Below are 25822 nucleotides of genomic sequence, written 5' to 3'. Positions count from 1 at the left end.
AAAGAGAGGAGCGGGCCGGATCTGAGGGGGATTGGTGCCCGGAGCCGGACTTGAACCGGCACGCCCGCGAAGGGGCAGCGAGGTTTAAGCTCGCCGTGTCTGCATTCCACCATCCGGGCAGGCCATGGGCACCGCTACGAGGGCTCCGACCCTATCGGGGCGCGCCCCTCGGTCGGGCGGGGCGGGGACCCGATGTTGTCTTATTTTATTGATGTCTGAGGGTGCATCAGCACGCGGAACTCGCCATCCGCACTTGCCACCAGCGTGACGGCGCGCGGGTGCGCACGCACGCGGAATGACGTAATTTCACCTGCCGAACGAGGGCGCCCGGCCCGTTCTGGCCACCACGCGTGTCAGGGCCGCCCGTCCTCCCCAGGTATGACACGAGCCCGCTCCGTCCGACCGCAGTCGCCCCCGGGAACCGGAACAGCGGCTGACTCCAGGCGCGCCGGTGGCCGGGACGATGGACCGAGTCCCCGAAACCGATCGTCGTCCCGACAGGAGCACCCTCCCTTGACCACCACACCCACCGCCGGCCGGACCACGGCCGTGGCAGCACGCGCCACCGAGCTGTCGAAGATCTACGGGCAGGGCGAGACCCGGGTGGTCGCCCTCGACCGGGTCTCGGTCGACTTCCGGGAGGCGGAGTTCACCGCGATCATGGGGCCGTCCGGCTCCGGCAAGTCCACGCTGATGCACTGCGTGGCGGGCCTGGACACCTTCTCCTCGGGATCCGTGCGGATCGGCGAGACCGAGCTCGGCTCCCTGAAGGACAAGCAGCTCACCAAGCTCCGCCGGGACAAGATCGGCTTCATCTTCCAGGCCTTCAACCTGCTCCCGACGCTGACCGCGCTGGAGAACATCACCCTTCCGATGGACATCGCAGGCCGGAAGGCCGACAGGGCCTGGCTCGACCAGGTCATCCAGATGGTCGGACTCTCCGGGCGGCTCGGACACCGGCCCTCGCAGCTCTCCGGCGGCCAGCAGCAGCGCGTGGCGGTCGCCCGTGCGCTCGCTTCCAAGCCGGAGATCATCTTCGGTGACGAGCCGACCGGCAACCTGGACTCCCGCTCCGGCGCCGAGGTGCTGGGCTTCCTGCGCAACTCCGTGCGCGAACTGGGCCAGACGGTGGTCATGGTGACCCACGACCCGGTGGCGGCGGCGTACGCGGACCGCGTGGTCTTCCTCGCCGACGGCCGGATCGTCGACGAGATCCACGGCCCGACCGCCGGTTCCGTCCTCGACCTCATGCGCGGCCTTCCCGGGGGCAACCAGCGGGAAGCCGGCCTCGACGCGAAGGGCAGCGCCGGCTGATGTTCCGCACCGCCCTGCGCAACGTCTCCGCGCACAAGGCCCGGCTCCTGATGACCGTGCTCGCCGTCATGCTCGGCGTGGCCTTCGTCTCCGGGACGCTCGTCTTCACCAACACGGTCTCCGACGCCTACCAGAAGAGCTCCGCCAAGGGGTTCGACCAGGTCGACGTCGCCGTACGGCCCAAGTACCAGGACTCCAAGGGCGACCAGGTCGGCAGGACCCCCGAGCTGACCCAGGCGCTGCTCGACCGGGCCGCCAAGGCGCCCGGCGCCGCCTCCGCCACCGGCGTCGTCACCGGCTTCACCGCGATCGCCGGCAAGGACGGCAAGCTGCTCGGCGACGGCTGGCAGTCCGAGGGCGGCAACTACTGGGGCGCCAAGGACGCCCGCTATCCGCTGGTCGGCGGACACGCGCCGCGCGGCCGGGGCGAGGTGCTGATCGACGCGAGGACCGCCGAACGGGCCGGCTACGAGGTCGGCGACACCGTCCGCCTCTCGGTGGACGGCCCGGTCCTCACCCCGCGCGTCAGCGGCGTCTTCAGCACCGACGACGGCAACGTGGCCGCCGGCGGCAGCCTCGCCCTGTTCGACACGCCCACCGCGCAGGCCCTGTTCGGCAAGAAGGGCACGTACGACGAGATCGACGTGAAGGCGGCGGCGGGAACCAGCCAGAGCGCGCTGAAGACGGCGCTGGACAAGGCGCTGCCGACCCGCCTGGTGGAGACCACCACCGGCAAACGGCTGGCCGACGACCAGGCGGAGGCGATCTCCTCCTCGATGAGCGGGCTGAGGCAGAGCCTGCTGGTGTTCGCCGGCATCGCCCTGTTCGTCGGCACGTTCATCATCGCCAACACCTTCACCATGCTGGTCGCCCAGCGGACCAGGGAGCTGGCCCTGCTGCGGGCGGTCGGCGCCTCCCGCCGTCAGGTCACCCGCTCGGTGCTGATCGAGGCGCTGGTCGTCGGCACGGTCGCCGGAGTGACCGGCCTGGCCGCCGGTGTCGGCATCGGCGCGGGCCTGCGGTCGCTGCTCGGCTCCTTCGGCGCGAGCGTGCCCGACGGGCCCCTGGTGATCACCCCGGGCACCGTGCTGGCCGCCCTCGCCGTCGGCATCGTCATCACCGTGCTGGCCGCCTGGCTGCCCGGCCGGCGCGCGGCGAAGATCCCGCCGGTCGCGGCGATGAGCAGCGTGCACGCCAAGGCGACCACCAAGTCGCTGGTGCTGCGCAACACGCTCGGCGCGCTGTTCTCGGCGGCCGGCGTCGCGGTGGTCCTCGCGGCCACCACGATGGACGCCGACTCCGCCCAGGGCCCGATGGGGCTCGGCGCGGTCCTGCTCATCATCGGCGTGTTCATCCTGACCCCGCTGCTGTCCCGCCCGCTGATCGCGGCCGCCGCCCCGGTGCTGCGCCTGTTCGGCGTCTCGGGCAAGCTGGCCCGCCAGAACTCGGTGCGCAACCCGCGCCGTACGGCGGCCACGGCGTCCGCGCTGATGATCGGACTGACCCTGATCACCGGTATGACGGTGATGGCGGGCAGCCTGCAGACGTCGATCGACCGGATGGCCGGATCGGCGATCCGCGCGGACTACGTCGTGTCGATGGCCAACCGCGGCCCGCTCTCGCCCGACGTGGCGCGCAGGCTCGCCGCCGCCGACGGCGTCACCGCCAGCAGCCCGCTGCGCAACGGCGCCTCCCGGATCGGCGGTGAGACGGAGTACCTGACCGGCGTCGACGGCCCGGCGATCGGCCGGCTGACGGACCTGAAGGTGGACGACGGTTCCTTCACCGTGGGCGGCTCGCGGATCGTCGTGGACAAGGACCGGGCCGCGGAGCACGGCTGGCGGGTCGGCTCCCGGTTCACCGCGCACTTCGAGGACGGCGCGGCGCGCGGCCTCACGGTCGCCGGGATCTACGAGGGCAACGACATGTTCAACGGCATCATGCTCGACAACAAGGTCCTCACCCCGCATCTGACCGACCCGGCCGACATGCGGGTGATGGTGAAGACCGAGGGCGGCGCGTCCGACGGGGCGAAGGACCGGCTGGAGAAGGCCCTCGGCTCCAACCCGGCGATCCTGGTCCAGGACAAGAAGGACATCTCCAACGACATCGCGAAGATGTTCACGCTGATGCTGAACATGGTCTACGGCCTGCTCGGCATGGCGGTGGTCGTCGCGGTCCTGGGCGTCATCAACACCCTGGCCATGTCGGTCTTCGAGCGCTCCCAGGAGATCGGCATGCTGCGCGCCATCGGCCTGGACCGCAGGTCGGTCAAGCGGATGGTGCGCCTGGAGTCGCTGGTGATCTCCCTGTTCGGCGGGGTGCTCGGCATCGGTCTCGGCGTGTTCTTCGGCTGGGCGGCCGGTGAGCTGCTGGGCACGAAGATGCCGACGTACGAACTGGTCCTGCCCTGGGGCCGGATGGCGCTCTTCCTGCTGCTGGCCGGGGTGGTCGGTGTGCTGGCCGCCCTGTGGCCGGCCCGGCGCGCGGCCCGGCTGAACATGCTGGCGGCGATCAAGGCCGAGTAGCCGCGGGCACAGCCGGGGCCCCGTTCCATGTGACCGGAACGGGGCCCCTCCTCGTGTCCCGCCGTGTCAGGTGTTCCAGGTGCGGGTGCGCAGCGGCAGCCCGGAGGCGCCCGAGTCGGGGGTGCGGACGGCCAGGACCTGGTTGACGCCGATGCGGTTGCGTTCGAAGGCGAGGGCGGAGGCGGCCATGTAGAGCCGCCAGACGCGCGCCCGGCCCGGGCTGGTGAGCCGGACCGCGCGGTCCCAGCCGGTCTCCAGCCGCTCCACCCACTGGCGCAGGGTGCGGGCGTAGTGCTCGCGGATCGACTCCACGTCCCGGACCTCGAATCCGGCCCGCTCCAGTTGGGTGACGGTGGTGCCGATCGGGGCGAGTTCACCGTCGGGGAAGACGTAGGCGTCGATGAAGCCGTCGACCTCGTAGGAGGATTCGTCGCGCTGCGGGCGGCGGGCGATCTGGTGGTTGAGCAGCCGCCCGCCGGGCTTCAGCAGGCCGTACAGGACGCTCGCGTACTCCAGGTAGCGCTCGGCGCCGACGTGTTCGGCCATCCCGATGGAGGAGATGGCGTCGTAGGGGCCGTCGTTGACGTCCCGGTAGTCCTGGACCCGGATCTCCACGCGGTCGGTCAGTCCCTCGTCCGCGACGCGCTTGCGGGCGTACGCCGCCTGCTCCTGGGAGAGGGTGACGCCGACGACCCGCGCGCCGTGCTCGCGGGCCGCGTGGATGGCCATGGAGCCCCAGCCGCAGCCGACGTCCAGCAGCCGCCGTCCCTCCGTCAGGCCGAGCTTGGCGCTGACGAGTTCGAGCTTGTCGCGCTGGGCGGACTCCAGGGTGCCGCCGTCCTGCCAGTAGGCGCACGAGTAGACCATCGACGGGCCGAGGACCAGCTCGTAGAAGTCGTTGCCCACGTCGTAGTGGTGGCTGATGGCCCGCCGGTCGCTGTGCCGGGTGTGCAGGTGACGGCGTCTGCGGACCTCCTCGCGGGGCGGGGCGGGCGGGATCGGCGGCCCGGCGAGTCTCAGCAGTTCGCGCCCGGCGGCCCGCACCTCCCGGTCGCGCAGCGCCTCGACGAGGCTCCGGGCGTCCTCACCGCGCTCCCACACCTGGCCCGCCATGACCTCGAGGACGGCGTAGAGGTCGCCCTCGACGTCCAGGTCCCCGGCGACCCAGGCCCGGGCCAGCCCCAGTTCGCCGGGCTTGAAGAGCAGCCGGCGCAGGGCCCGGCGGTTGCGGACGACGAGGGCCGGGGCGTCCGGCGGGCCGGACTGCGAACCGTCCCAGGCGCGGATCCGCACGGGTAGCGGCGATCCCAGCAACTGCTCGGCGAGACTCCTCAGCCGCGACGCGGCGTCGGCCATGGCGCACACCTCCAAGACGACGATCCCGGATGTCCGATACCACGTAAACACCGGGAAGCCTCCGGCGCAGTCCCGCAAAGGAGTTACAGGAGGGCAAACTCCCCCTCCACCGACCGTCCGGAAACGCCGAGAGACCTCCCGCACCACGGATGGCGGGAGGTCTCTCGGATGGTTCCGTCAGCGGCCCGGCGGCCGGCGGTGGAGCCGGTGGGTCAGGAGGCCTTGGCCTTCTCGCCGGTCTTGCTCGCGGCGACCGGGGCCGGCTTGGCGGCCTCGTAGAACTCCTCGCGCGGGTTCTCCATGGCGCCCAGGGAGACGACCTCGCGCTTGAGGAACATGCCGAGGGTCCAGTCCGCGAACACGCGGATCTTGCGGTTCCAGGTCGGCATGGCCATGCCGTGGTAGCCGCGGTGCATGTACCAGGCGAGGCGGCCCTTGAGCTTGATCTTCATCTTGCCCATGACGATCATCGCCACGCCCTTGTGCAGGCCGAGACCGGCCACCGCGCCCTTGTTGGCGTGCTCGTACTCCTTCTGCGGGAAGCCCCGCATGCCGGAGATCACGTTGTCGCCGAGGGTACGGGCCTGGCGCAGCGCGTGCTGGGCGTTCGGCGGGCACCAGGCGTTCTCGTTGCCGGCCTTGCGGCCGACGAGGTCCGGGACCTGGGCGTTGTCGCCGGCGGCCCAGATGTAGTCGGTGCCCTTGACCTGGAGGGTCGGCTCGCAGTCGACGTGGCCGCGCGGGCCGAGGGGCAGGCCGAAGCGGGACAGGGCCGGGTTCGGCTTGACGCCCGCGGTCCAGACGATCGTGTTGGAGTCGACCTCGAGGCCGTTCTTCAGCACGACGTGGCCGTCCACGCAGGAGTCCATGGAGGTGGAGAGGTAGATCTCCACGCCGCGGCTCTCCAGGTGCTCCTTGCCGTACTGGCCGAGCTTGGGGCCGACCTCGGGGAGGATCTTGTCGGCGGCGTCGACGAGGACGAACCGCATGTCCTCGCGGGAGACGTTCTTGTAGTACTTGGCCGCGTCCCGGGCCATGTCCTCGACCTCGCCGATGGTCTCCGCACCCGCGAAGCCGCCGCCGATGAAGACGAAGGTGAGCGCCTTGCGGCGGATCTCCTCGTCGGTCGTGGAGTCGGCCTTGTCGAGCTGCTCCAGGACGTGGTTGCGCAGGCCGATGGACTCCTCGATGCCCTTCATGCCGATGCCCTGCTCGGCGAGGCCGGGGATCGGGAAGGTGCGGGAGACCGCGCCCATCGCGATGACCAGGTAGTCGAAGGGCAGCTCGTACGCCTCGCCCACGAGCGGGGCGATCGTGGCGACCTTGCGGTCCTGGTCGATGGTGGTGACCCGGCCGGTGAGGACCTCCGCCTTCGGCAGCACGCGTCGCAGCGGGACGACGACGTGCCGGGGGGAGATGCTGCCGGCGGCGGCTTCGGGGAGGAAGGGCTGGTAGGTCATGTACGACCGGGGGTCGACGACCGTGACGGTCGCCTCGCCGTAGCGCATCTTCTTGAGGATGCGCCGAGCTGCGTACAGGCCTACGTACCCACCGCCTACTACGAGGATCCTGGGACGCTCCGTGGTGCTCATGGCATCGAGTATCCACCCGCCTCAGGGGGGTTGCTCGTGCGCCCCTTCACAAGCTCTGACACACCCTGTGCTAAACTCCGCGGCCCGCGTGACGCAGTTCATGTCGCGAGAGTGGAACCGCTGGACGGTCTGACCCGTTGTCAAGGCCGCGTGAGCTGCCTCTCTGCCGATTCAGGGCGTCCGCGAGGGGCCGGAAACACCCCTGGAACGCCCCCTCCGAACCTCTCGTGCGTCCGCCACCTGAACATGTTCAAACAGGAGATCGACCCCCGGAAGGGCCAACCGGCCCCGTTTCCCGGCCGTACGGGACGGAATCTCTTGTGAAGAACTTCACGAACTTTGCCGACGGGATGTCACCGGAGGCGGCGAACGGCTCGCTCACACGTTATCCGAGCTGCTCAACAGAGGCTACTCGCCAGTAGCAAAGAGGTGGGCAGAGCCCCTGGAAGGGGTGCCGGACCGCGGACGCCGGCGGCACGGGGCCGTCGGCGTCCGCTCGCGCACCGCCCCGGGCTACGACGCCGGGGTCTCAGCCGCGCTGAAGGCGATCCCGTCGAGGATGTCGTGCTCACTGACGACGACCTCCTCGGCCCCGATCCGCTCCATGATCGCGAGCAGGACGAGGGCGCCGGCTCCGATCACGTCGACACGTCCCGGGTGCATGGCCGGGATCGCCGCGCGCTCGGCGTGCGTGGAGTGCAGCAGCGCGTTCGTGATCTCGCGGACGCGCTCGCGGGTGACGCGGGAGTGGTGGATGCGCTCGGAGTCGTACTCGGGCAGTTCCTGGGCGATCGCCGACACCGTGGTGACCGAGCCGGCCAGGCCGACCAGGGTGCGCGCCTCGCGCAGCGGGACCGTCCGCTCGGCGAGGTCGAGGGCGGCCTCGATGTCCGCCCGCATGGCGGCGATCTGCTCCTCGGTGGGCGGATCGGTGACCTCGCCCTCGTGCACCAGGTGCCGTTCGGTCATCCGCACGCAGCCGATGTCCACCGACCGCGCGGCCCGCACGTGGTCGTCGCCGACGACGAACTCGGTGGAGCCGCCGCCGATGTCCACGACGAGGCGGGGGCCGGGCAGGTCGTCGCGGCCCTTGAGCTCGCTGGTCGCGCCGGTGAAGGAGAACTCGGCCTCCTGGTCGCCGGTGATGACCTCGGGCTCGACGCCGAGGATGTCGACCACACCGCGCACGAACTCGTCCCGGTTCTCGGCGTCGCGGGAGGCGGAGGTGGCCACGAAGCGGATCCGCTCCGCGCCGTGCTCCTTGATGACCCCGGCGTACTCGCGGCAGGCGGCGAAGGTCCGCTCCAGCGCCTCGGGGGCGAGCCGGCCGGTGCGGTCGACCCCCTGGCCGAGCCGCACGATCGTCATCCGCCGGTCCAGCTCCACGAGTTCACCGGTCGCCGGATCGGCGTCGGCGACCAGCAGCCGGATGGAGTTCGTACCGCAGTCGACGGCGGCCACGCGGGTCACTTGTCGTCCTCCCCGGCCGGCTCGCACGGTGTCACGCACGGTCCCTTGCTCCACCACTCGGGGAGCATCGCGATCGCCTCGTCGCCGAGCGGGTTCACGCCCGGTCCGGCGGCCAGCGAGTGGGCCACCAGCACGTGCAGGCACTTCACCCGGTCCGGCATGCCGCCGGCGCTCGGGAAGCCCGCCAGCACCTCGATCTCGTCCCGGCGCCGGATGTAGTCCTCGTGGGCGGCCCGGTAGGCGGCGGCCAGCTCCGGGTCGGCCGCCAGCCGCTCGGTCATCTCCTTCATGACGCCGTTGGCCTCCAGCGTGCCGATCGCGGAGTTGGCGCGCGGGCACGTGAGGTAGTACGTCGTCGGGAAGGGCGTGCCGTCGGGCAGCCGGGGCGCCGTCTCCACGACGTCCGGCTGGCCGCAGGGGCAGCGGTGCGCGATGGCCCGCAGGCCCCGCGGCGGACGGCCCAGCTGCTGCTTGAAGGCCGCTACGTCCGCGTCGGTGGGCTCGGAGCGCGAAGTGGGCGGCGGAGGCGTTTCCATGACTGCTTTCAGAGTGGCTTTCTGTCGGTGGCCGGCCCGCGGGCCGGTTGCTGGTGGCGGCCGGTGGCCGGCCGGGGAGGACGGGTCACCGGCCGGCGGCGTCGGCCTTGTCGACCCCGTCCCAGACGTTGGCGTACCAGGGCCGGCGGGCGGCCCGGAGGTCCGCGCGGGACTGCTTGGCCGCGCCCGGGTCGACGACGACGTAGCCGGTCTCCCCGGGCATCACGTAGTGCAGCCGGCGCCGGATCTGCTGCTCGGCGTAGGCGTCGTCCTGCCAGCGCGCCTTGAGGTCACGCAGCTGTTCGACGCGCTGCCTGGCCTGTTCCCGCTCCCGCTGGAGGTCCGAGATCTGGGCGCGCTGGGAGACGTACTGCCGCATCGGGTAGGCGAGGGCGACGATCATCGAGCACAGCACCAGAGCCAGCAGGGCCGCGCGGCCGGTGAGCCGGGAGCGGCGGGCCTGCCGTTTGGTCTGGGAGCGGTAGACCCTGGCCGCGGTCTGCTCGCCGAGCGCGCGCAGCCTGGTCGCGGTGGAGAAACGGTCCCGGTCCTTGACGGCCATCTGGCTCTCCGCCTCCCCTTCCACGTGCGTACGTCCCCGCACACGGTACGGGACCGGGTACGGGGACGTACGTACGACTGGCTGACAACCCGGCCGTCCGGTTCGGATCGGCCCGGTGGGGGTCAGCCCTTGGAGACCTCGGTGTGACCGCGGAAGCGCGGGAACGCGCTGCGGCCGGCGTACACCGCCGCGTCGTCCAGGATCTCCTCGATGCGCAGGAGCTGGTTGTACTTGGCGACGCGCTCGGAGCGGGCCGGGGCGCCGGTCTTGATCTGGCCGCAGTTGGTGGCGACGGCCAGGTCGGCGATGGTGACGTCCTCGGTCTCGCCGGAGCGGTGGGACATCATGCACTTGTAGCCGTTGCGCTGGGCCAGCTCCACGGCGTCCAGGGTCTCGGTCAGCGAGCCGATCTGGTTCACCTTGACCAGCAGCGCGTTGGCGGCGCCCTCGTCGATGCCGCGGGCGAGGCGCTCGGGGTTGGTGACGAACAGGTCGTCGCCGACGAGCTGGACCTTGTCGCCGAGCTTGTCGGTGATGACCTTCCAGCCGGCCCAGTCGTCCTCGAACAGCGGGTCCTCGATGGAGACGAGCGGGTAGGCCGCGACGAGCTCCTCGTAGTACTCCGTCATCTCGGCGGCGGAGCGGTCCTTGCCCTCGAAGAGGTACTTGCCGTCCTTGTAGAACTCGGAGGCGGCGACGTCGAGCGCGAGGGCGATCTGCTCGCCGGGCGCGTAACCGGCTTCCTTGATCGCCTCCAGGATGAGGTCGAGGGCCTCGCGGTTGGAGCCGAGGTTCGGGGCGAAGCCGCCCTCGTCGCCGAGGCCGGTGGACAGGCCCTTGCTCTTCAGGACCTTCTTCAGGGTGTGGTAGACCTCGGTGCCCCAGCGCAGGGCCTCGGAGAAGGACTCGGCGCCCACGGGCGCGATCATGAACTCCTGGATGTCCACGTTGGAGTCGGCGTGCGAGCCGCCGTTCAGGATGTTCATCATCGGCACCGGCAGCAGGTGCGCGTTCGGGCCGCCCAGGTAGCGGAACAGCGGCAGGTCGCTGGCCTCGGAGGCGGCGTGCGCGACGGCGAGGGAGACGCCGAGGATGGCGTTGGCGCCGAGCGAGCCCTTGTTGTCGGTGGCGTCCAGGTCGAACATGGCCTGGTCGATCAGGCGCTGCTCGGTGGCGTCGTAGCCGACCAGCTCCGGGCCGATCTGCTCGATGACGGCGAGGACGGCCTTCTCGACGCCCTTGCCCTGGTAGCGGTTGGGGTCGCCGTCACGGAGCTCGATGGCCTCGAAGGCACCGGTGGAGGCACCGGACGGAACGGCGGCACGACCCGTGCTGCCGTCGTCGAGGCCGACCTCGACCTCGACCGTGGGGTTGCCTCGGGAGTCCAGGATTTCCCGGGCTACGACGACGTCGATGGACGGCACGAGCATCTCCTTCTTGGATGTGACGCTGGAAGTGCGGGGCGGGCTGCCTCACGGCTGCGCCTTGCGACTAGAGCCTAACCGTCCAGGGGGCGTCGGCCACCGACCGACCGCCCCGTGGACAAGGAGACGGTACCCATTGTTCCTGCCCGGAACAAAGGGGTCCGGGCGGGGTACCGCGAACACGCCCGGCGAGAGCGGGGACGAAAACAGCCCCACCCCGGTGCGTACGGGGGAGAACGCACCGGGGCGGGGAGCCCGTGGGGGACGGGAGGAACGGCCCTCACGAGGCGTTCTGCTTGGGGGACGGCCTTGTGAGGGCACTGTGGTTCCGTCAGGAGCCAGGTGTCACTTCAGGTGGAGCTGCTGGCCCGGGTAGATGAGGTCGGCGTCGTCGACGATGTCCTTGTTCAGCTCGAAGAGCTTCTGCCAGCCGCCCTGGACGTGGTGCTTGTCGGCGATGGTGCCGAGGGTGTCGCCCTTGACCACCTTGTACTCGCCGTCGCCCTTCTTGACCTTCTTGCCGGTCGGGGTGGTGACGGTCTTCTTGGCGCTCGCGGCCGGCCGCTCGCTGGAGCGGGAGGCGGCCTGCTGGTCGGTGGAGCGGGTGGCGGTGCCGCCCGAGGAGGTGCCCTGCGAGGAGGTGCCCTGCGAGGAGCCGCTCGGGGCGGAACCGTTGTAGGGGGTGCCCGAAAGGCCCTTGCCGCACACCGGCCAGGCGCCCTTGCCCTGGGAGGCGAGGACCTTCTCGGCGACGGCTATCTGCTGGGCCTTGCCCGCCTGGTTGGCCTGCGCGGCGTACTGCGTGCCGCCGTAGGCGGCCCAGGTGGAGGCGGAGAACTGCAGACCGCCGTAGTAGCCGTTGCCGGTGTTGATGGACCAGTTGCCACCGGACTCGCACTGGGCGACCGCGTCCCACTCGGAGGTGGTGGCGGCGGAGGCGTTGCCGGCCGCCATCAGCGGGGCGGCGACGGCGGCGCCGGTCACACCGGCGAGCGCGATGGCCCGGGTGGCCTTGGACGGACGACGGTGCTTGCCCTTGCTGGAGAACAGCATGGATGGATCCCCTCACCGACGCCTGCGAGGTGAGCTGTCGGGTTCGGGCCGGTTGAGTTGCCCGGCCGCGTGCCCGCTCTCGCGGGCCGCGGCTCCACCCCTAGCCGGTTCCGGCGCTGACGGCCGTTCCGGCACTTACCTTGGGTCCCCCGCTCCTGCCTACGGCGCTTGCGCGACGACTGTTCCCGGGCGGCCGCTGGCAGGATTCGGCGTTGCGACAGCCGGGGCTCGTGGTGACGAGCAGTCACGACCGTAGACACGTGATCGACGGAATTTCAAAGACGATCAGGGCTTCTGAGACTCATCCCACACTTTCACCGAAACGGACATCAGTGATCAATCCGGGCGTCAACTACCCCTGCTTTTCGCCCGTTTCGTTACCGACTACCAGGGTCTGACCGGCGGAGATGTTGTCCGGGTCGCCGCCGACCGCCTTCTCGTTCAGCGTGTACAGACGGTGCCATCCGCCGTCCACGTGAAGGGAGTCGGCGATGGAGGCGAGGGTGTCGCCCTGGCGGACCGTGTAGGTGTCCGCACCCCCGGAGGCGTGTTTGCCCGACGAGGCGACCTCCTGACCGTTTGTCACGCTTTCGTCCGCACTTTCACCGCGGTGACGTCCGCCACTACCGAGCGCCCCGGTGTCGACGAGGCTCCAAGAACCGCCCGCCTGCAACGAATTGTCCGACTCCTCCTCGACAGGGTCGGTAGTCGCGGACTCGCTCGCCTGCGACCCCCCGACGCGCGGGGAGGTGGATTCGCCGGGATCGGGGGTGTTCGCACCCTTGTCCTGCTTCTGGGAGCCGGTGTGCTTGCCCGCGTCCGAGGACGTCTTGCCGGCCGCGTCCGAGGAGGGGTCGGACGAGGGGGTGCCGGACGAGGAGGAGTCCGGCAGACCGGATGATTCGGAGTCACCGGCGGAACCGGACGGGTCCGTGGAGCCGGATTCGTCGCCGGAGTCCGGCTTGCCCGTGTCGGACTTCCCGGAGCCTCCGACGCCCGTGTCGACGTTCAGGGACCCGGAGTCGGAGGTCAGGCCGGAGAGCAGGGCGCAGGTGGCCCAGGGCGTGGTGCCCTTGTCGGCGAGGATCCTCTCGGCGACGGCGATCTGCTGCGAGCGGCTGGCCAGGTCGGCGGTGGCGGCGAACTCGGTGCCGCCGTAGGCGGCCCAGTCCTCCTGGGATATCTGCAGTCCGCCGTAGTAGCCGTTGGCGGTGTCGGCGCTCCAGGAGCCGCCGCTCTCGCACTCGGCCACCTTGTCCCAGGTGGTGCCGTCGGCCGCGTTGGCGCTCGCGGCGCCGAGGAGCGGGATGGCGATGGCTGAGCCGGTCACTCCGGCCGCGACGAGAAGAGCCGGAGCCTGACGGGGGCGACGGTGACGACCGTTCCCGGAGAGCATGCGGAAGCCTTTCGTGCGACAACGGGACCGGCGCGGCGCATGGTGCTCGGGCCGCGCTGATGGGTGAACGTATAGGCACACGATCACTTGTCACAAGTTCATGCCGCGCAGATCACATGAAGATCACGAAGTTGAACGCCCGTCATGTTCAAGGTCGTACGACCTTTTCCGTGGCCGGGGTGAACTCCACGGGCAGGGTGCGCAGCCCGCGCATGATGAGCCCGCCGCGCCAGCGCAGATCGGCCGGATCGGCCGCGAGCCGCAGGTCGGGCAGGCGGGTGAGCAGCGTGGCGAGTGCGGTCCGGCCCTCCAGGCGGGCGAGTGGGGCGCCCAGGCAGTAGTGGATGCCGTGGCCGTAGCCGAGGTGCTGGTTGTCCCCGCGGGCGAGGTCGAGGACGTCCGGGCCGGCGAACCGCTCCGGGTCCCGGTCGGCGGCGGCCAGGACGACGAGCACCGGGTCGCCGGCCGCGATCTCCTGCCCGCCGAGAGTGAGCGGCCGGGTGGCGAACCGCCACGTTGCCAGCTCGACCGGGCCGTCGTAGCGCAGCAGTTCCTCGACGCCGGTCTCCAGCAGGCCCTGTTCGCCGCGGGCCAGGGAGTCCTGCAGCCGCCGGCGCTGTCCGGGGTGGGTGAGCAGGGCGTAGGTGCCGTTGCCGATGAGGTTGACGGTCGTCTCGAAGCCGGCGAACAGGAGGATGAAGGCCATCGCGGCGGCCTCGTTCTCGGTGAGGTGCTCACCGTGGTCGGAGGCGCGGATGAGGCCGGAGATCAGGTCCTCCCCCGGGGTGGGCTCGGCCGGCAGCGCCGCACGCTTGCGGTGGATCAGCTCGGCGAGGTAGCCGCGCATCTTCTTCACCGACCGCGCGACCCCGCCGCGCGGCCCTCCCCCGTGCCTGATCATCATGCCGGCCCAGTCGCGGAAGTCGTCCTGGTCCTCGCGCGGGACGCCGAGCAGGTCGCAGATAGCGTAGATGGGCAGCGGGAAGGCGAACTCGTGGATGAGGTCGGCGGAGCCCGTCCTGGCGAACCGGTCGATCAGGTCGTCGGTCAGCTCCTGCACGCGGGGCGCGAACTCGGCCACCCTGCGGGGCGTGAACGCCTTGCTGACCAGCCTGCGCAGCCGGGTGTGGTCCGGCGGGTCGATGTTCAGCAGGTGCGTCATCAGGTCGGCCTTGCGCTCGCCCGGGATGCCGGTCTTGCCCTTGGCGTGCTCGGGCTCGTCGTGGTGCGCGGGGTTCTTGCTCAGCCGCTGGTCGGCGAGGGCCTGCCGGGCGTCGGCGTACCGGGTGACCAGCCAGGCCTCGACCCCGCTGGGCAGCCGCGTCCGGCGCACGGGCTCGTGCTCGCGCAGCCAGGCGTAGGCGGGGTAGGGGTCGGCGGCGAACTCCCAGGTGAACAGTTCCGGGGCGGCGCTGGGCGGGTTGGGCTGGTCGGGCTGGTGGGTCACTCCCCGACGGTACCGGTCGCGGACGGCCGCTCCGCCCCGGCCACCGCCCGCACCCGTGCCCGCCCGCACCCTCGCTCAACCACCGCTTCCCGCACGCCCCCCGGCCGCCCGCGCACGGGACGGAGAGGGCGGGCCGCGTCCCCGGCGCGCGGCGGTCCGGGGCGGGGGTCAGCTCTCGGCGGCCCGTATCGCGTCCCGGTACACCCGTGCCGCCGCCCGCAGTGCCGCCTCCGGGTCCACGCCGTCCGCCTCCGCCCGGACGGCCAGGGCGAGCAGCTCGTAGCCGATGCCCTCGCCCTCGGGCAGCGGCACCTCCAGGCCCGCCGTGCGGGTGCGGGAGGCGAGCTTGGCGGCGAGGGCGAGACCGGGCTGGCCGAGGGGGACGCCCTCGGTGACCGAGGTGCGCCGCTTCTCCTCGGCCTTGGTGCGCAGCCAGTGCTCCTTGACGTCCTCCGGGGTCTCGGCCGTCTCGTCGCCGAAGACGTGCGGGTGGCGGTGGATCAGCTTGGCGACGATGCCGCCGGCCACGTCGTCGACGGAGAACGGCGCCTCGGGGTCCTCCTCGGCGATGCGGGAGTGGAAGACGACCTGGAGCAGGACGTCGCCCAGTTCCTCGCGGAGCTCCTCGCGGTCACCGGCCTCGATCGCCTCGACCAGCTCGTACGCCTCCTCGATGCCGTACTTCGCCAGGCCCAGGTGGGTCTGCCGGGACGACCAGGGGCACTCCAGGCGGATGCGGTCCATGACCTGGACGAGGTCGAGGAAGCGGGCGCCGGGCAGGTCGTAGGAGGCGGGCAGCAGCTCCAGCTCGGGCATCCGGAACCGGCCGGAACCGGCGAGGCGGGCGAGGCCGTCGGTGAGTGCGGGCTCCCCCTCGCCCGTGGCCACGACCACCACCGTCCGCCCGCCCGCGCAGGCGTCGACCAGCTCCTGCGCGGTGGGCGACGCCTGCGCCACGGCTATCCCGGCCTCCCGCAGATACGGAAGCTGCGGATGGGCGCCGTCCGCGCACAGCACGGCGTCGGCGGCGCGCAGCGCCTGCCAGGCGGGCCAGGACAGCAGGCCGGGCGCGACACGGTGGCTGGTGGTGAGCAGGACGATGCGGCCGGGGGCGGGCTCGGGGCTGGTTGCGTTCACGATCCGAACGTAACCCACCGGCGGGAACGGCGGGATCGGTTGTCCACAGGGCAGGGACGGCGTGTGATCGTATGACCGACCAGCACCCGCCGGCCCGCTGCCGTACCGTTCCGCCGGCCCGCTAGGCCTGCTGCCCCGCCCCGGTCGTCGTGACCTCCCGCACCCAGGGCGTCTTGGCGTCCACGCGGGTGCTCTTGCGCACGTCCCAGGAGCCGTAGCGCGGGTTGAGGTCGACGTGGAGCTCCTGCGAGGCCCGGGACAGGGCCTTCCAGAAGGCGGGCTGCGTGGTGTCGGTGCCGAGCTTCGCGGCGAGCTTCTGCGCCTCCAGCTGCAGCCGGAGGTTGTCGTCCAGGCGGCCGGGCGCGATGCCGTACTTCTGCAGCCAGGCGGTCTCCAGGCCCTTGGCGCCGCCGGCCTGCTGCTCCAGGCCGGCCCGCATCCGGGAGACCTCCTTGCGGGTGACCGCGATCCCCTCGTCCTGTGCGGCACGGTGCAGCACCTGGTCCAGGACCATGTTGTGCAGGGTGTCCCGGGTGAGGCTGCCGGTGGAGGCGAGGACCTGCTGGTACTGGGTCTCGTCCTGCACCGCGGCCCGCTGCGCCCGGCGTACCTCGCCGACCCGGCCCTCGAGCTGGGCGACGGTGATCCGCTGTCCGCCCACGACCGCGGCGGCGCCCGGGTGCGCCTCGCTCCCGCAGGCGGTGAGGACGGGTGCCGCGGCGGCGATCGCGGCGGAGAGGAGGAGCGCGGTGCGACGGCGGCGGTGCAAGGAGACCTCCCAGGGAGCTTGTGCGGCGGTGCACAAAGTCTTGCGGTGATCGATGTTAGGCAGTGGGCAGCCTGTGGCCAACCCATTCGACCAACGATTCGCGCCCGCTTCGGGCACCGCCGCGCCGCCCCGGGCCGGGGCGCGGGTCAGCCGGTGATGGCCACCGGCGCGTCCCAGGCGTCACGGTCGACGGTGAGCGTGACGCCGCCGTGCGACTCCTTGCTGTTGACCATGTACTGATGGGCGCGGCTGTGGCCGGTGAACTGGGTGGCACCCCAGGGCCAGTCCGAGGTCGTGGTGTTCTTCTTGTCCCACAGCGCGTACCAGAGGTTGCCCGGCAGGTCGGTCTTGTCGCTCGCGGTGGCGACGGCCTTGGCGCTGGAGCTGGTGAAGCCGTAGTAGCCGGCGCGGTACGTCTTGACCCGCAGCTCCTTGTCGAAGGCGCGGACGTAGGTGAGCACGGCGTCGTTGCACGACTTGTTCGTGACGTCGTACGGCTCCATGTCCAGGTAGATCGCGCTGCCGGGCTTCATGCCGAGCGCGGCGGCCTTGGCCACGGCGTCCTCGGCGTCGCTGGTGCCGAGGGCCGCGGCGGTGGACGCGGTGAGCTTCTCCGGGTTGGAGCCGGTCTGGCACGGCGGCTGGGCGCCGACGTAGATCGGTATGAGCTTCCAGCCGAGGCCGCTGACGTACGTCACCCAGGACGAGGTCAGGTTGGGCTGGGCGCAGCCGCGGTTCTTGCCGCCCACGTAGACGGCGGCCGCGCCGTAGAAACCGGTGTGCCAGGCCTTCATCGTCGCCTTGGAGGGCGCGGTGCAGGTGTCGAAGGCGCGGCCGGTGAACGTCTTCTGCGCGGGCCAGGAGGTGGCGGCCATCGAGGTCTGCGCGGCGATGCCGGCGCCGGCGACGACGGCGGCCCCCGCCACGCCCCACGTGATGTACCTGCGCCTCTTCGACTGCCGGTGACCGGCCATGGAACCCCACCCCTGCTCAAAAGTGCGTGGAAAAACGAACGGCAACGTACTCGGTGCCGGTCATGCGTTCGGGAAACATGATCCCGTGCAGTGCACAAGAATCCCTCAGGCAACGGCAAAGACTAGCCCCGCACCTGCCCCAGCCACTGCAGGGTCCGGCGGATCTCCGCGGCCAGCGGGTCACCGGGGCCGCGGAAGCGCTCGACGTCCATCAGCAGCCGCGCCAGCGTGTCGTGGGCGGCCGGGCGGTCGCCGAGGGCGAGCAGCAGATGGCCGATGCGGCGGCGTACGTCGTGGGCGAGCTCCGGGTCGCCGGAGACGTACTGGTTCTCGTAGTACGGCAGCAGCGCGCGGTACTCGGCGAGCGCCGCCGCCGGTTCGCCGAGCTGCTCCAGGCACTGGGCCGCCTCGTAGCGGAAGCGCAGCGACTGCGGGTCGGCCTGGCCGGCCTCGGCGGCGCGTTCGTCGGCGAGGCGGCGCAGTTCGGGCAGCGCGCGCCGGTACTGGCCGTCGTCCAGCAGGGTGGCCGCGTACTGCTTGCGCAGGGTGCGCACCACCGGGGAGCGCTCGCCGTGCTGTTCGGCCGCGGCGGGCAGGATCGCGCCGAGTATGTCCACGGCCTGGGTGATGCGGCCCTCCCCCAGCAGGCGCTTGACCTCGTCGACGGCGGCGGCGACGTCGGGCTTCCCGGCCACGGCCGGCGCGGGCGTGACGGGAGCGGGCCGCGGCGCGGGCGTGCGCGCGCGGTCCGGCCAGGGGGCGTGCGGGCGCAGGAAGGGACGCGTCGGGTCCAGTGGCGCCCCGGTGGGCATGCCGCGCGCGGGCAGCAGCAGCGACAGGTGCTCGTAGACCTCCTGCGCGGAGTCCGGCCGGTGCTGCGGGTCCTTCGCCAGCAGGCGCAGCACGAGCGACTCCAGCGCCTCGGGTACCTCGGGGCGGATGCGGCGCACCGGCACCGGCGGCTCGTACAGGTGCCGGTGCAGCACGCCGAGCGCGGTGGAGCCGGCGAACGGCACGTCTCCGCTGAGCAGTTCGTGCATCAGCACGCCGAGCGCGTACAGGTCGGTGTACGGGCCGACCGCGCCGCCCATGGCCTGCTCGGGCGCCATGTAGGCGGGCGATCCGATCGGGGAGCCGGTGTGGGTGAGGCGGGTGGTGTCGGTGTCCATGACGGAGGCCACGCCGAGGTCGAGGACGGTGACCGTGCCGTCCTGCTTGACCATGACGTTGCGCGGTTTCAGGTCCCGGTGCACGATCGGCACGGCGTGCACCGCGCTCAGCACCGCGCACAGCTGCGCGGCCACCGCCACCGCCCACTGCCACGGGTACGGGTCGTGTTCGGCGAGGTGGTCGGAGAGGTCGGCGCCGTCGACGTACTGCATGACGAGGAACAGCTCCTCGCCCTCGCTGCCCGCGTCGTGCACCGTGACCAGGCCGGGGTGGTCGACCTGCGCGGTCACCCGGCACTCGCGCACGAAGCGGCGGCGCAGTTCTTCGGCCTCCTGCCCGGCGACCTTGTCCGGGCGCAGCAGCTTCACCGCCACCCGCCGGTCCAGCCGCTGGTCGTACGCCGTCCACACCTGGCCCATGCCGCCCTGGCCGATGAGCGTGGACAGTTCGTAGCGTCCGGCGACGACACGTCCCGCCGCCACGCTCACCGTCCGCCCTCGTGGCCGTCCTGCTTGCGCAGGTAGTCGCTCAGCTCGTCCAGTTCGGCACGCACCTGGTCGATGCGGGCGGGCGCCGGGCGCTGCGGCGGCGGGGCGACCGGCGGATGCTGCGGCACGGGCGTGTGGTGCGCCGGGGGCGGCACGGGTACGGGGGTCTGCGGCACGCTCGTCGCGAGGAAGGGCGACGCCGGCCCCGGGTATCCGTAGCCGGAGACCGTTCCGCTCACGTACGTCTGGCGCAGCCGCTGGTAGTGGCGGATCTCCGCGACCAGGTAGTAGACGGTGATCACCACCAGGCCGCCGAGCAGCAGCGTCATGCCCACGTAGCCGCCGGGGGTGTGGACCTCGTCACCGGGCTCGCTGCCCACCAGGGCGACGGCGAGGATGTCCGCCGCCAGTCCGGCCACGAACAGGCCCCAGTCCAGGGACCTGCGCGTGACTGCGGCCAGCCGCAGCAGCATCGCCCAGGCCAGGAAGCCGGCGCTGAGGACACCGAACGCCACCAGCAGCACCCGCACGAGGACCAGCCACGCGTTGTGCGGCGGCTGCTTCACCGGCTGTGCGTAGCCGTGGCCTTGCATGGCTGCTCCTGATGCCTGAAATGGGCGTGCCTGTCCGCCCGGTGTGCTCCGCCGGGCTGACACCACTCGTGCGATGGTCGCTTCGAGCATATGGCCAGGCACGGACAAGTGGTCCGGGTTGTACCGAACCGTTGTCCGGCCACACCGTCAATCCGGCGCGACGGTGCCGTCCGTGAGCCCGTCGTACATCCCGCGCACCAGCTGCTCGCCGAGCCGGCTCGCGTGCCGTACGGCCCGCTCGAACTCGTCGAGGGCGCGGAACCGCTCGCCGTAGCGCCGCTGTTCACCGAACGGCAGCCGGGGAAGCTGCAGGCGGCGCACGTCCAGTCGGGTGGCCGTGGAGGCGTAGCTGCTGGCCTGGCGGTGGTTGGCGGTGCCGCGCAGGAAGCCGGCCAGGAACCACGGGTCGAGCGCCGCCGGATCGGGCCGCAGCAGCACCAGGTTGCGGCCCAGCGCGGCGCCCCGCGTCGACTCGTCGATCACCCGCGCCACCGAGCCGCCGCCGAGCACCGGCACGACGACGTCGCCCGGTTCCGTCAGCACGGCTTCCTCGTCGCTCTCCGGCAGCGTCCCGGAGGGCGCCGTTCCGGCGAGCACGTCGTGGTCGGTGAGCACGGGCACGCGCGCACGGCCGCCGGTCCCGCCGGTGCGCAGCACCAGCGTGCCACCGCGCGCGAGTTCGCCGACGGTGGTGAGCGGCCAGCGCGCGGGCGGCGCCGGGTCGACCGGGGGCGGGGTGAGGTCGGCGGTCAGCCGCAGGGTCTCGCCGAGGCGCTCGCGCACGGCCGTGAGCTGCTCGGCGCCGTCGGCGGCCGCGGCGGGCGGCAGATGGCGGGCGGGGGCCAGGTCCACGTCGTCGTCGAGGAGTTCGATGACCGGCACGGACCGGGCGAGCCCCGGCCGCTCCGCCAGCCGCCCGGCGCGTTCGAAGCCGTGCCAGGCGTCGAGCACGGCCTCCCGCACCGCCTGCCAGTCCGGGCCGCCGCGCGCCCCGCCGGCGAACCGTCCGGTGTCGGCCAGCAGCACCTCGGGCGCGGCGGGCGTCCGGTCGGGCCGGCGCAGCACCCACACGTGGAGCGGGATGTTGTACGGCGGCGCCGCCCCGGCCGGCAGCGCGACCACGGCGCGCAGCGCGCCCCGGCGCAGCAGGTCGGCGCGGATCCGGCGCCCGGAGCGCCGGGAGGCGGCGGCCGGCGGCATGAGCAGCACGGCGGTGCCGCCGTCGGCCAGCCGGGCCAGCGCGTGCTGCACCCAGGCCAGCTCCGACTCGGTGCGCGCCGGGAAGCCGTACTCCCAGCGCGCGTCGTAGGCGAGTTCGTCGTGGCCCCAGTTGCGCTCGTTGAACGGCGGGTGGCACAGCACGGCGCCGGCGCGCAGCTCCGGGTGGGCGTCGGCGCGCAGGGTGTCGCCCGCGGCGGCGTGCACGGTGGCGCGTGACCGCAGTCTCAGGCGCAGCGCGGTGAGGGCGGCGAGGTCGGGGGCGCCGTCCTGGGCGTACAGCTCCTGGCCGGGGCGGTCGCCCACGGCGCACAGCAGGGCGCCGGTGCCGCAGGCCGGGTCGAGGACGGTGCGGGCGGGGCCGGCGAGGTCGGCCATCAGCCGGGCCAGTTCGGCCGGGGTGAGCGTGTACTGGCGCGGGCTGGCGTCCAGGTGCCGGCCCAGCAGGAACTCGAAGGTCTGCCGCGTGCCCGTCTCGGCGGCCAGTTCGGCGGCACCGCGAAGGAGGGGGACGGACGGCAGGAGCTGGGGGCCGGTCGGGGTGCGCAGCGCGGGCGTGTGGGCAGGAGGCGGGCTGTGAGCGGGGGCGCCGGTGTTCGCGGGAAGCGGTGTGTTCACACCCAGCACCCGCTCTAGCGCACCCGGAAGCATCGCGGCCAGCCGCTCGTCGGAACCGGCGCTCACGTCCAGCCAGGCGGTGTGCCTCTCGTGGATGAGCAGCAGCACGCAGCCCGCGTGCACCAGCGCGGTGACCGGTCCCTCGGGGTGCCCGGCGAGCTGCTGCCAGACGCGTTCGCGCAGCGGGACCTCGGCGAGCTTGCCCTGCTCGCGCAGCCAGGCCTCCACCTCGGCGAGCGCGAAGGACGGGCTGGTCTCGGTGCCGCCGACCGGTTTGGGGAAGTCGGCGTGGCGGCGGCGCCAGTTGCTGACGGCGGCGCGGCCCACTCCGGCGAGCCGCGCGATACCGGCGGCGGTCACCTCTGTCGCGTTGTCCTGCACCGGCCCGACTCCCCTCGTCCCGTTGTGCGCCGAGCATACCGACGTACACGGGGAAACCGCATTCACGGACGTGTATCGCTCGACATCTGTGAATCGTGTTGACTCGGTTCACACGCTCTGGTCTTATTGACCCAGCGAACGAGCGGCCAGCCGGAGGGGGCGGTCGCCGTACCGGGGAGGGGTTCCGCCATGGGCATGAAGGGCAAGATCGCGCTGGGCGCGGTCGTAGGGGTTGCCGTCATCGCCGCCGTGTCCGCCAACGCCGACGACGGCAAGGACGGCGGTTCCGGCAGCGGCGGGGACGCCTCGGCGTCCGCCGCGCACCGGCCCGGCGCCGAGCGGGACCCGGTCGCCGGGAAGGACTCCGGCGGCAGGGCCGACGCGAAGAAGAAGGCCGCCTTCGAGGGCGACGGCGAGTTCCGGGTCGGCTCCGACATCAAGCCCGGCACCTACCGCACGACCGGCAACACCGACGGCATGTGCTACTGGGAGCGGGCCAAGGACGCCTCGGGCGAGATGGACTCGATCCTGGCCAACGACAACGTCTCGGGCACGAGTTACGTCACCGTCAAGGCCGGCGACAAGCTGTTCAAGTCGAACGGCTGCGCCGACTGGGAGGCCGTCGCCGCGAAGGCGAAGGGCTCGCCCGCCTCCTCCATGGACGGCGACGGCGGCATGTTCGAGGTCGGCGCCGACATCGCGCCCGGCACCTACCGGTCGGCCGGCAACAGCGACGGCTCCTGCTACTGGGAGCGCGCCAAGGACGCCGAGCACGGGCTCGACTCGATCATCGCCAACAACAACGTGAAGGGCACGGCCGTCGTCACCATCGCCGCCGGCGACGCCTACTTCAAGACCACCGGCTGCGGGAACTGGAAGAAGACGGCCTGACCGTCCCGTTCACCACCGCCGCCGCGCCGGACCGGGACCGAGACTGAGACCGGCACCGGGACCGGCACCGGCCCGCACCACCGGCCGCACCGTCGCCACCCCCCACCGTCGCGGCCCCGCGCCGGTGCACCGCACCGCACCACGCGCGCACCACACCACGCGCGCACCGCACCACGCGCGCACCGCACCACGCGCGCACCGCACCACGCGTCACCACCACCCACTCCACTTCTCCCAGCAAGGAACTGTCATGCGCCGAACCGCACTTGCCGCCATCTGCCTCATCACCGCGGCCACCGCGGGAATCACCGGCTGTCTGCCGGGGCAGGACAAGGCGGACAGCAAGCCGAAGGGCCCGTTCGCGGGGCTGAGCGGCGGCCAGATCGCCGACCGCGCCCTGAAGGCGACCACCGGGGCCGCGTCGCTGCGGATGAAGGGCGAGGTCGCCGACGACGAGAGCAAGGGCACGATCGGGCTCGACATGGCCCTGGACAAGAAGGGCGAGTGCGCCGGGACGATGAGCATGGGCGGCCAGGGCAAGGCCGACCTGATCAAGACCGGCAGCACCGTCTACATGAAGTACGACGAGGCGTTCCTGCGCGCCCAGAGCAAGGGCGAGTCCAAGGCCGACACGGACGCGGCGGTGAACATGCTGGCCGGGAAGTGGACCAAGATGGCGGTGAAGGGGCAGGACGCCAAGGACATCGCCGGCTTCTGCGACCTGAACTCCGTGCTGGCGGGCGCGGGTGACGTCAGCTCGGACGCCACCCGCGGCGGGACCACCTCCGTCGACGGCACCCCGGCGATCGTGCTGCACGAGAAGGACGGCAAGGACCGCTACACGCTGTACGTGGCGACCGAGGGCAAGCCGTACCTGCTGCGGGTCGACAGCGCGCCCGGCGCCAAGGAGCCGGTGCGCCTGTCCTTCAGCGACTACGACAAGCCGGTGCCGGCGCGCAAGCCCGCCGGGAAGATCATCGACCTGGACGCCATGGGCGGCTGAGTCCGGGCCGGGCCCGGCGCCGGATCACAGCGGGTGCCGCATCCACACGTTGGGCTCGACGTAGACGGCGTACCCGCGCTCCGGTTCGCAGTGGACCGGGACCAGCGCGCCGGGCACCTCCACGTCCCCCCGGGTGTCGAAGGGCAGTCCGGTCCAGCGGCGCCACTCCTCCAGGGAGGCGCCGACGGTCATGGAGGCCGTGGCGACGCGGTCCACGGTGGCGCCGGCGCGGACGTGCACGCGCAGCCACGGGTCCTCCGGCAGGCCGTCGGGGCGGACCCGGTGGGCGTACTCGGCGATCGGCGTGCGCGGTTCGCGGTGCTTGGCGCTGGGCCGCACCGGGGCGACGACCTCGCGGAAGCCCCGGGCGCGGGCGTTGTCCCGCATCGCCGAGAGCATGACGGCGGACAGGCCGCGCCCCTGGGCGTGCGGGGCGACGACGACGGAGATCGCGCCGACCGTGTCGGGGCGGGTGCCGCGGCGCAGGTCGGCGAAGGCCCACAGCAGGATCTGGTCCCAGCCCCGGGCGGGCAGGGTCCCGCGGCCCTCGGCGTCCAGGCGGAAGGGGACGCTGTAGGCGTGGGCGACGACCTCGCCGCGCCCGTCCTGCGCGAACAGCGCGTACTCGGGCAGCTCGGTGGGGATGCGGCCGTAGTGGGCGTTGCCCACGGGGTCGTTGGTCACGAACTCGGGCCAGGTGTCGGCCATCGCGAGCACCGCCGCGAGCCGGTCGGGCCGCTCGGCGAGGCTGGTCACCTTCACGTCCATGCCGGTCACCGTAGGCGGTGCGGACCGCCCCGGGGAACCGGTTGGCGGACCCGTAGTCGTGCTCAAGACCTGCCCGGTCGACCGTGTCCAGCCCCTCCCACATGTGCGTGACCCTGCGGTCGGCCGGCACGGAGGCGAACAGGTCTCATTTCCGGGAACGGCAGGCTCAGGCTCCGCATTGCCGCAGCATCATGCTCTTGTCAGGACTCGTTACCGGGAGCTTGTACTTCTCCGCGACCTGCGCGAACCGCACCGCGTACGAGCAGCGGATCGCCCTATTCGGCGGCAGCCAGGACGCAGGCCCGGAGTCGCTCTTGGAGGCGTTGAGGGAGCCCGAGACCGGCAAGAGGTTCAGCACGTCGTTGGCCAGCTGCTCCCGCTTGTCCTTGCTCCAGCGGGAAGCCCCCATCTGCCAGGCGTACGACAACGGCACCACATGATCTATCTGTACCTCGGTGGCCTTCGCCTTCTTCCAGGCGATGTCCTTGCCGGTGTACGGGTCGTACAGGGTCATCGAGACGACCACGCAGTCCGAACCGGACCGGAAGGTGACCTTCTGGCCATCGCGTTTCAGCAAGTCGTTCCGGGTGTCACAGCCGTTGTGCGCCAGTGGTACGCCGTCCGCCGTGTCCATCCATGCGTAACCGAACTTCTCGCGCTCGTAGCCCGTCTTCGGGCCGCGCCCTTTGGTGGCCAGCTCGGAAATCAGTTCCCGCGCCGCGTCCTTGTCCTTCCGGGAGGTGATCGCGGCCAGCCCCGGCTTCGTTCCGTCAGGGTCTACGAGGGGGCTGGTGCCGTGCGCGCCCGCCGACGTCGCTGATCCGCCGCCCGGCGAGTTCTTCGCTTCCGGCAGATCGCTCGCTTTGCACCCCGCCAGCCCCGCACCGAGCACCAACGCCGCACAGCCGGCCGCCGCCGCACGAACGGCCCGGTTCGCGCGCTCTGTCATTTCCCCGCCCTTCCACCGGCCCGTTCGTCCACCGAGCCGGAACCCGTCACCCGTGAGACACAGCTTGGCGGAACGCATACCCCAGTCATGAGGCACTTCACCGTGAGACATCTACGCCGCCAACACAAGGTCGTTGGCGAGGGCTATGCGCCTGCTGGGCTCCCGGTACTTGCGGAGACCGCCAT

The 25822-nt window shown here is 71.9% G+C and carries 21 protein-coding genes, 1 tRNA gene and 1 riboswitch; of the genes, 4 read left to right on the top strand and 18 right to left on the bottom strand.

The annotated features are described in order from the left end of the window. Positions 1–32: 32 nt before the first annotated feature. Positions 33–119: transfer RNA gene (locus ACFQ9Z_RS31565), tRNA-Leu, on the bottom strand. A gap of 394 nt (positions 120–513) precedes the next feature. On the opposite strand from ACFQ9Z_RS31565, the gene ACFQ9Z_RS31560 reads away from it, so the two are divergent. Both ACFQ9Z_RS31560 and ACFQ9Z_RS31555 read left to right on the top strand, forming a co-directional pair. Next, the gene (locus tag ACFQ9Z_RS31560) at positions 514–1314 is read left to right on the top strand and encodes an ABC transporter ATP-binding protein (RefSeq protein WP_383026954.1); all 801 of its coding nucleotides are present in this window, start codon (positions 514–516) and stop codon (positions 1312–1314) included. After that, on the top strand, positions 1314–3842 hold the full coding sequence (locus ACFQ9Z_RS31555) for an ABC transporter permease (RefSeq protein WP_383026951.1): 2529 nt from the start codon (positions 1314–1316) through the stop codon (positions 3840–3842). The genes ACFQ9Z_RS31560 and ACFQ9Z_RS31555 overlap by 1 nt, the downstream gene beginning before the upstream one ends. Before the next feature lie 66 nt (positions 3843–3908). Here the strand turns inward: ACFQ9Z_RS31555 and ACFQ9Z_RS31550 are convergent, their stop codons facing one another. The 15 genes from ACFQ9Z_RS31550 to ACFQ9Z_RS31480 form a co-directional block, all read right to left on the bottom strand. Further along, positions 3909–5198: a class I SAM-dependent methyltransferase gene (locus ACFQ9Z_RS31550; protein WP_383026948.1), complete on the bottom strand. Its 1290-nt coding sequence runs from the start codon at positions 5196–5198 to the stop codon at positions 3909–3911. A 212-nt stretch (positions 5199–5410) separates the two neighbouring features. Further along, positions 5411–6790, bottom strand: coding sequence for an NAD(P)/FAD-dependent oxidoreductase (locus tag ACFQ9Z_RS31545; RefSeq protein ID WP_383026945.1), 1380 nt, complete (start codon positions 6788–6790; stop codon positions 5411–5413). Between the two features lie 513 nt (positions 6791–7303). Beyond that, entirely contained in the window at positions 7304–8260 is a 957-nt protein-coding gene (locus tag ACFQ9Z_RS31540) for an exopolyphosphatase (protein ID WP_383026942.1), read from the bottom strand. After that, complete coding sequence (locus tag ACFQ9Z_RS31535; RefSeq protein WP_383026939.1) at positions 8257–8796, bottom strand: DUF501 domain-containing protein; 540 nt, start codon at positions 8794–8796, stop codon at positions 8257–8259. The genes ACFQ9Z_RS31540 and ACFQ9Z_RS31535 overlap by 4 nt, the downstream gene beginning before the upstream one ends. Positions 8797–8881: 85 nt before the next feature. Then, positions 8882–9358 (bottom strand): septum formation initiator family protein, encoded by a 477-nt coding sequence (locus ACFQ9Z_RS31530; protein ID WP_383026936.1) that lies wholly within the window; start codon positions 9356–9358, stop codon positions 8882–8884. Positions 9359–9480: 122 nt separating this feature from the next. Then, positions 9481–10788 (bottom strand): phosphopyruvate hydratase, encoded by a 1308-nt coding sequence (gene eno / locus ACFQ9Z_RS31525; RefSeq protein WP_383026932.1) that lies wholly within the window; start codon positions 10786–10788, stop codon positions 9481–9483. Positions 10789–11127: 339 nt separating this feature from the next. Continuing rightward, positions 11128–11835 carry a transglycosylase family protein gene (locus ACFQ9Z_RS31520; RefSeq protein ID WP_383026929.1) on the bottom strand — a complete coding sequence of 236 codons (708 nt, stop codon included), beginning with the start codon at positions 11833–11835 and terminating at the stop codon, positions 11128–11130. A gap of 4 nt (positions 11836–11839) precedes the next feature. Beyond that, a riboswitch (cyclic di-AMP (ydaO/yuaA leader) is annotated at positions 11840–12012 on the bottom strand. Between the two features lie 175 nt (positions 12013–12187). Beyond that, positions 12188–13231 carry a transglycosylase family protein gene (locus tag ACFQ9Z_RS31515; protein WP_383026925.1) on the bottom strand — a complete coding sequence of 348 codons (1044 nt, stop codon included), beginning with the start codon at positions 13229–13231 and terminating at the stop codon, positions 12188–12190. Positions 13232–13379: 148 nt separating this feature from the next. After that, positions 13380–14678, bottom strand: a complete 1299-nt coding sequence (locus ACFQ9Z_RS31510) for a cytochrome P450 (RefSeq protein WP_383026922.1) — start codon at positions 14676–14678, stop codon at positions 13380–13382. A 168-nt stretch (positions 14679–14846) separates the two neighbouring features. Continuing rightward, positions 14847–15815 carry a nucleoside triphosphate pyrophosphohydrolase gene (locus ACFQ9Z_RS31505; RefSeq protein WP_383026919.1) on the bottom strand — a complete coding sequence of 323 codons (969 nt, stop codon included), beginning with the start codon at positions 15813–15815 and terminating at the stop codon, positions 14847–14849. 121 nt (positions 15816–15936) lie between these two features. After that, the gene (locus ACFQ9Z_RS31500) at positions 15937–16584 is read right to left on the bottom strand and encodes a SurA N-terminal domain-containing protein (protein WP_383026916.1); all 648 of its coding nucleotides are present in this window, start codon (positions 16582–16584) and stop codon (positions 15937–15939) included. Between the two features lie 146 nt (positions 16585–16730). Next, positions 16731–17558 (bottom strand): glycoside hydrolase domain-containing protein, encoded by an 828-nt coding sequence (locus ACFQ9Z_RS31495; protein WP_383026912.1) that lies wholly within the window; start codon positions 17556–17558, stop codon positions 16731–16733. Positions 17559–17680: 122 nt separating this feature from the next. Beyond that, on the bottom strand, positions 17681–19174 hold the full coding sequence (locus ACFQ9Z_RS31490; RefSeq protein WP_383027163.1) for a protein kinase: 1494 nt from the start codon (positions 19172–19174) through the stop codon (positions 17681–17683). A gap of 38 nt (positions 19175–19212) precedes the next feature. Then, positions 19213–19809, bottom strand: coding sequence for a hypothetical protein (locus tag ACFQ9Z_RS31485; RefSeq protein WP_383026908.1), 597 nt, complete (start codon positions 19807–19809; stop codon positions 19213–19215). A gap of 147 nt (positions 19810–19956) precedes the next feature. Further along, on the bottom strand, positions 19957–22026 hold the full coding sequence (locus tag ACFQ9Z_RS31480; RefSeq protein WP_383026904.1) for an N-6 DNA methylase: 2070 nt from the start codon (positions 22024–22026) through the stop codon (positions 19957–19959). 189 nt (positions 22027–22215) lie between these two features. Between ACFQ9Z_RS31480 and ACFQ9Z_RS31475 the strand changes: the two genes are divergently transcribed. After that, the gene (locus ACFQ9Z_RS31475) at positions 22216–22917 is read left to right on the top strand and encodes a hypothetical protein (protein WP_383026901.1); all 702 of its coding nucleotides are present in this window, start codon (positions 22216–22218) and stop codon (positions 22915–22917) included. A gap of 250 nt (positions 22918–23167) precedes the next feature. Then, positions 23168–23920 (top strand): hypothetical protein, encoded by a 753-nt coding sequence (locus ACFQ9Z_RS31470; protein WP_383026898.1) that lies wholly within the window; start codon positions 23168–23170, stop codon positions 23918–23920. 24 nt (positions 23921–23944) lie between these two features. Here the strand turns inward: ACFQ9Z_RS31470 and ACFQ9Z_RS31465 are convergent, their stop codons facing one another. Together ACFQ9Z_RS31465 and ACFQ9Z_RS31460 are read right to left on the bottom strand one after the other, a co-directional pair. Beyond that, positions 23945–24688 carry an N-acetyltransferase gene (locus ACFQ9Z_RS31465; RefSeq protein WP_383026895.1) on the bottom strand — a complete coding sequence of 248 codons (744 nt, stop codon included), beginning with the start codon at positions 24686–24688 and terminating at the stop codon, positions 23945–23947. A 166-nt stretch (positions 24689–24854) separates the two neighbouring features. Next, entirely contained in the window at positions 24855–25637 is a 783-nt protein-coding gene (locus ACFQ9Z_RS31460) for an HNH endonuclease family protein (protein WP_383026892.1), read from the bottom strand. Positions 25638–25822 lie beyond the last annotated feature (185 nt).

It is taken from the genome of Streptomyces sp. NPDC056580 (assembly GCF_042793175.1).
In the GTDB taxonomy this organism is placed as follows: Bacteria; Actinomycetota; Actinomycetes; order Streptomycetales; family Streptomycetaceae; genus Streptomyces.
Note: the sequence above shows the minus strand (reverse complement) of the source record. Positions and strands in the feature narration are given on the sequence as shown.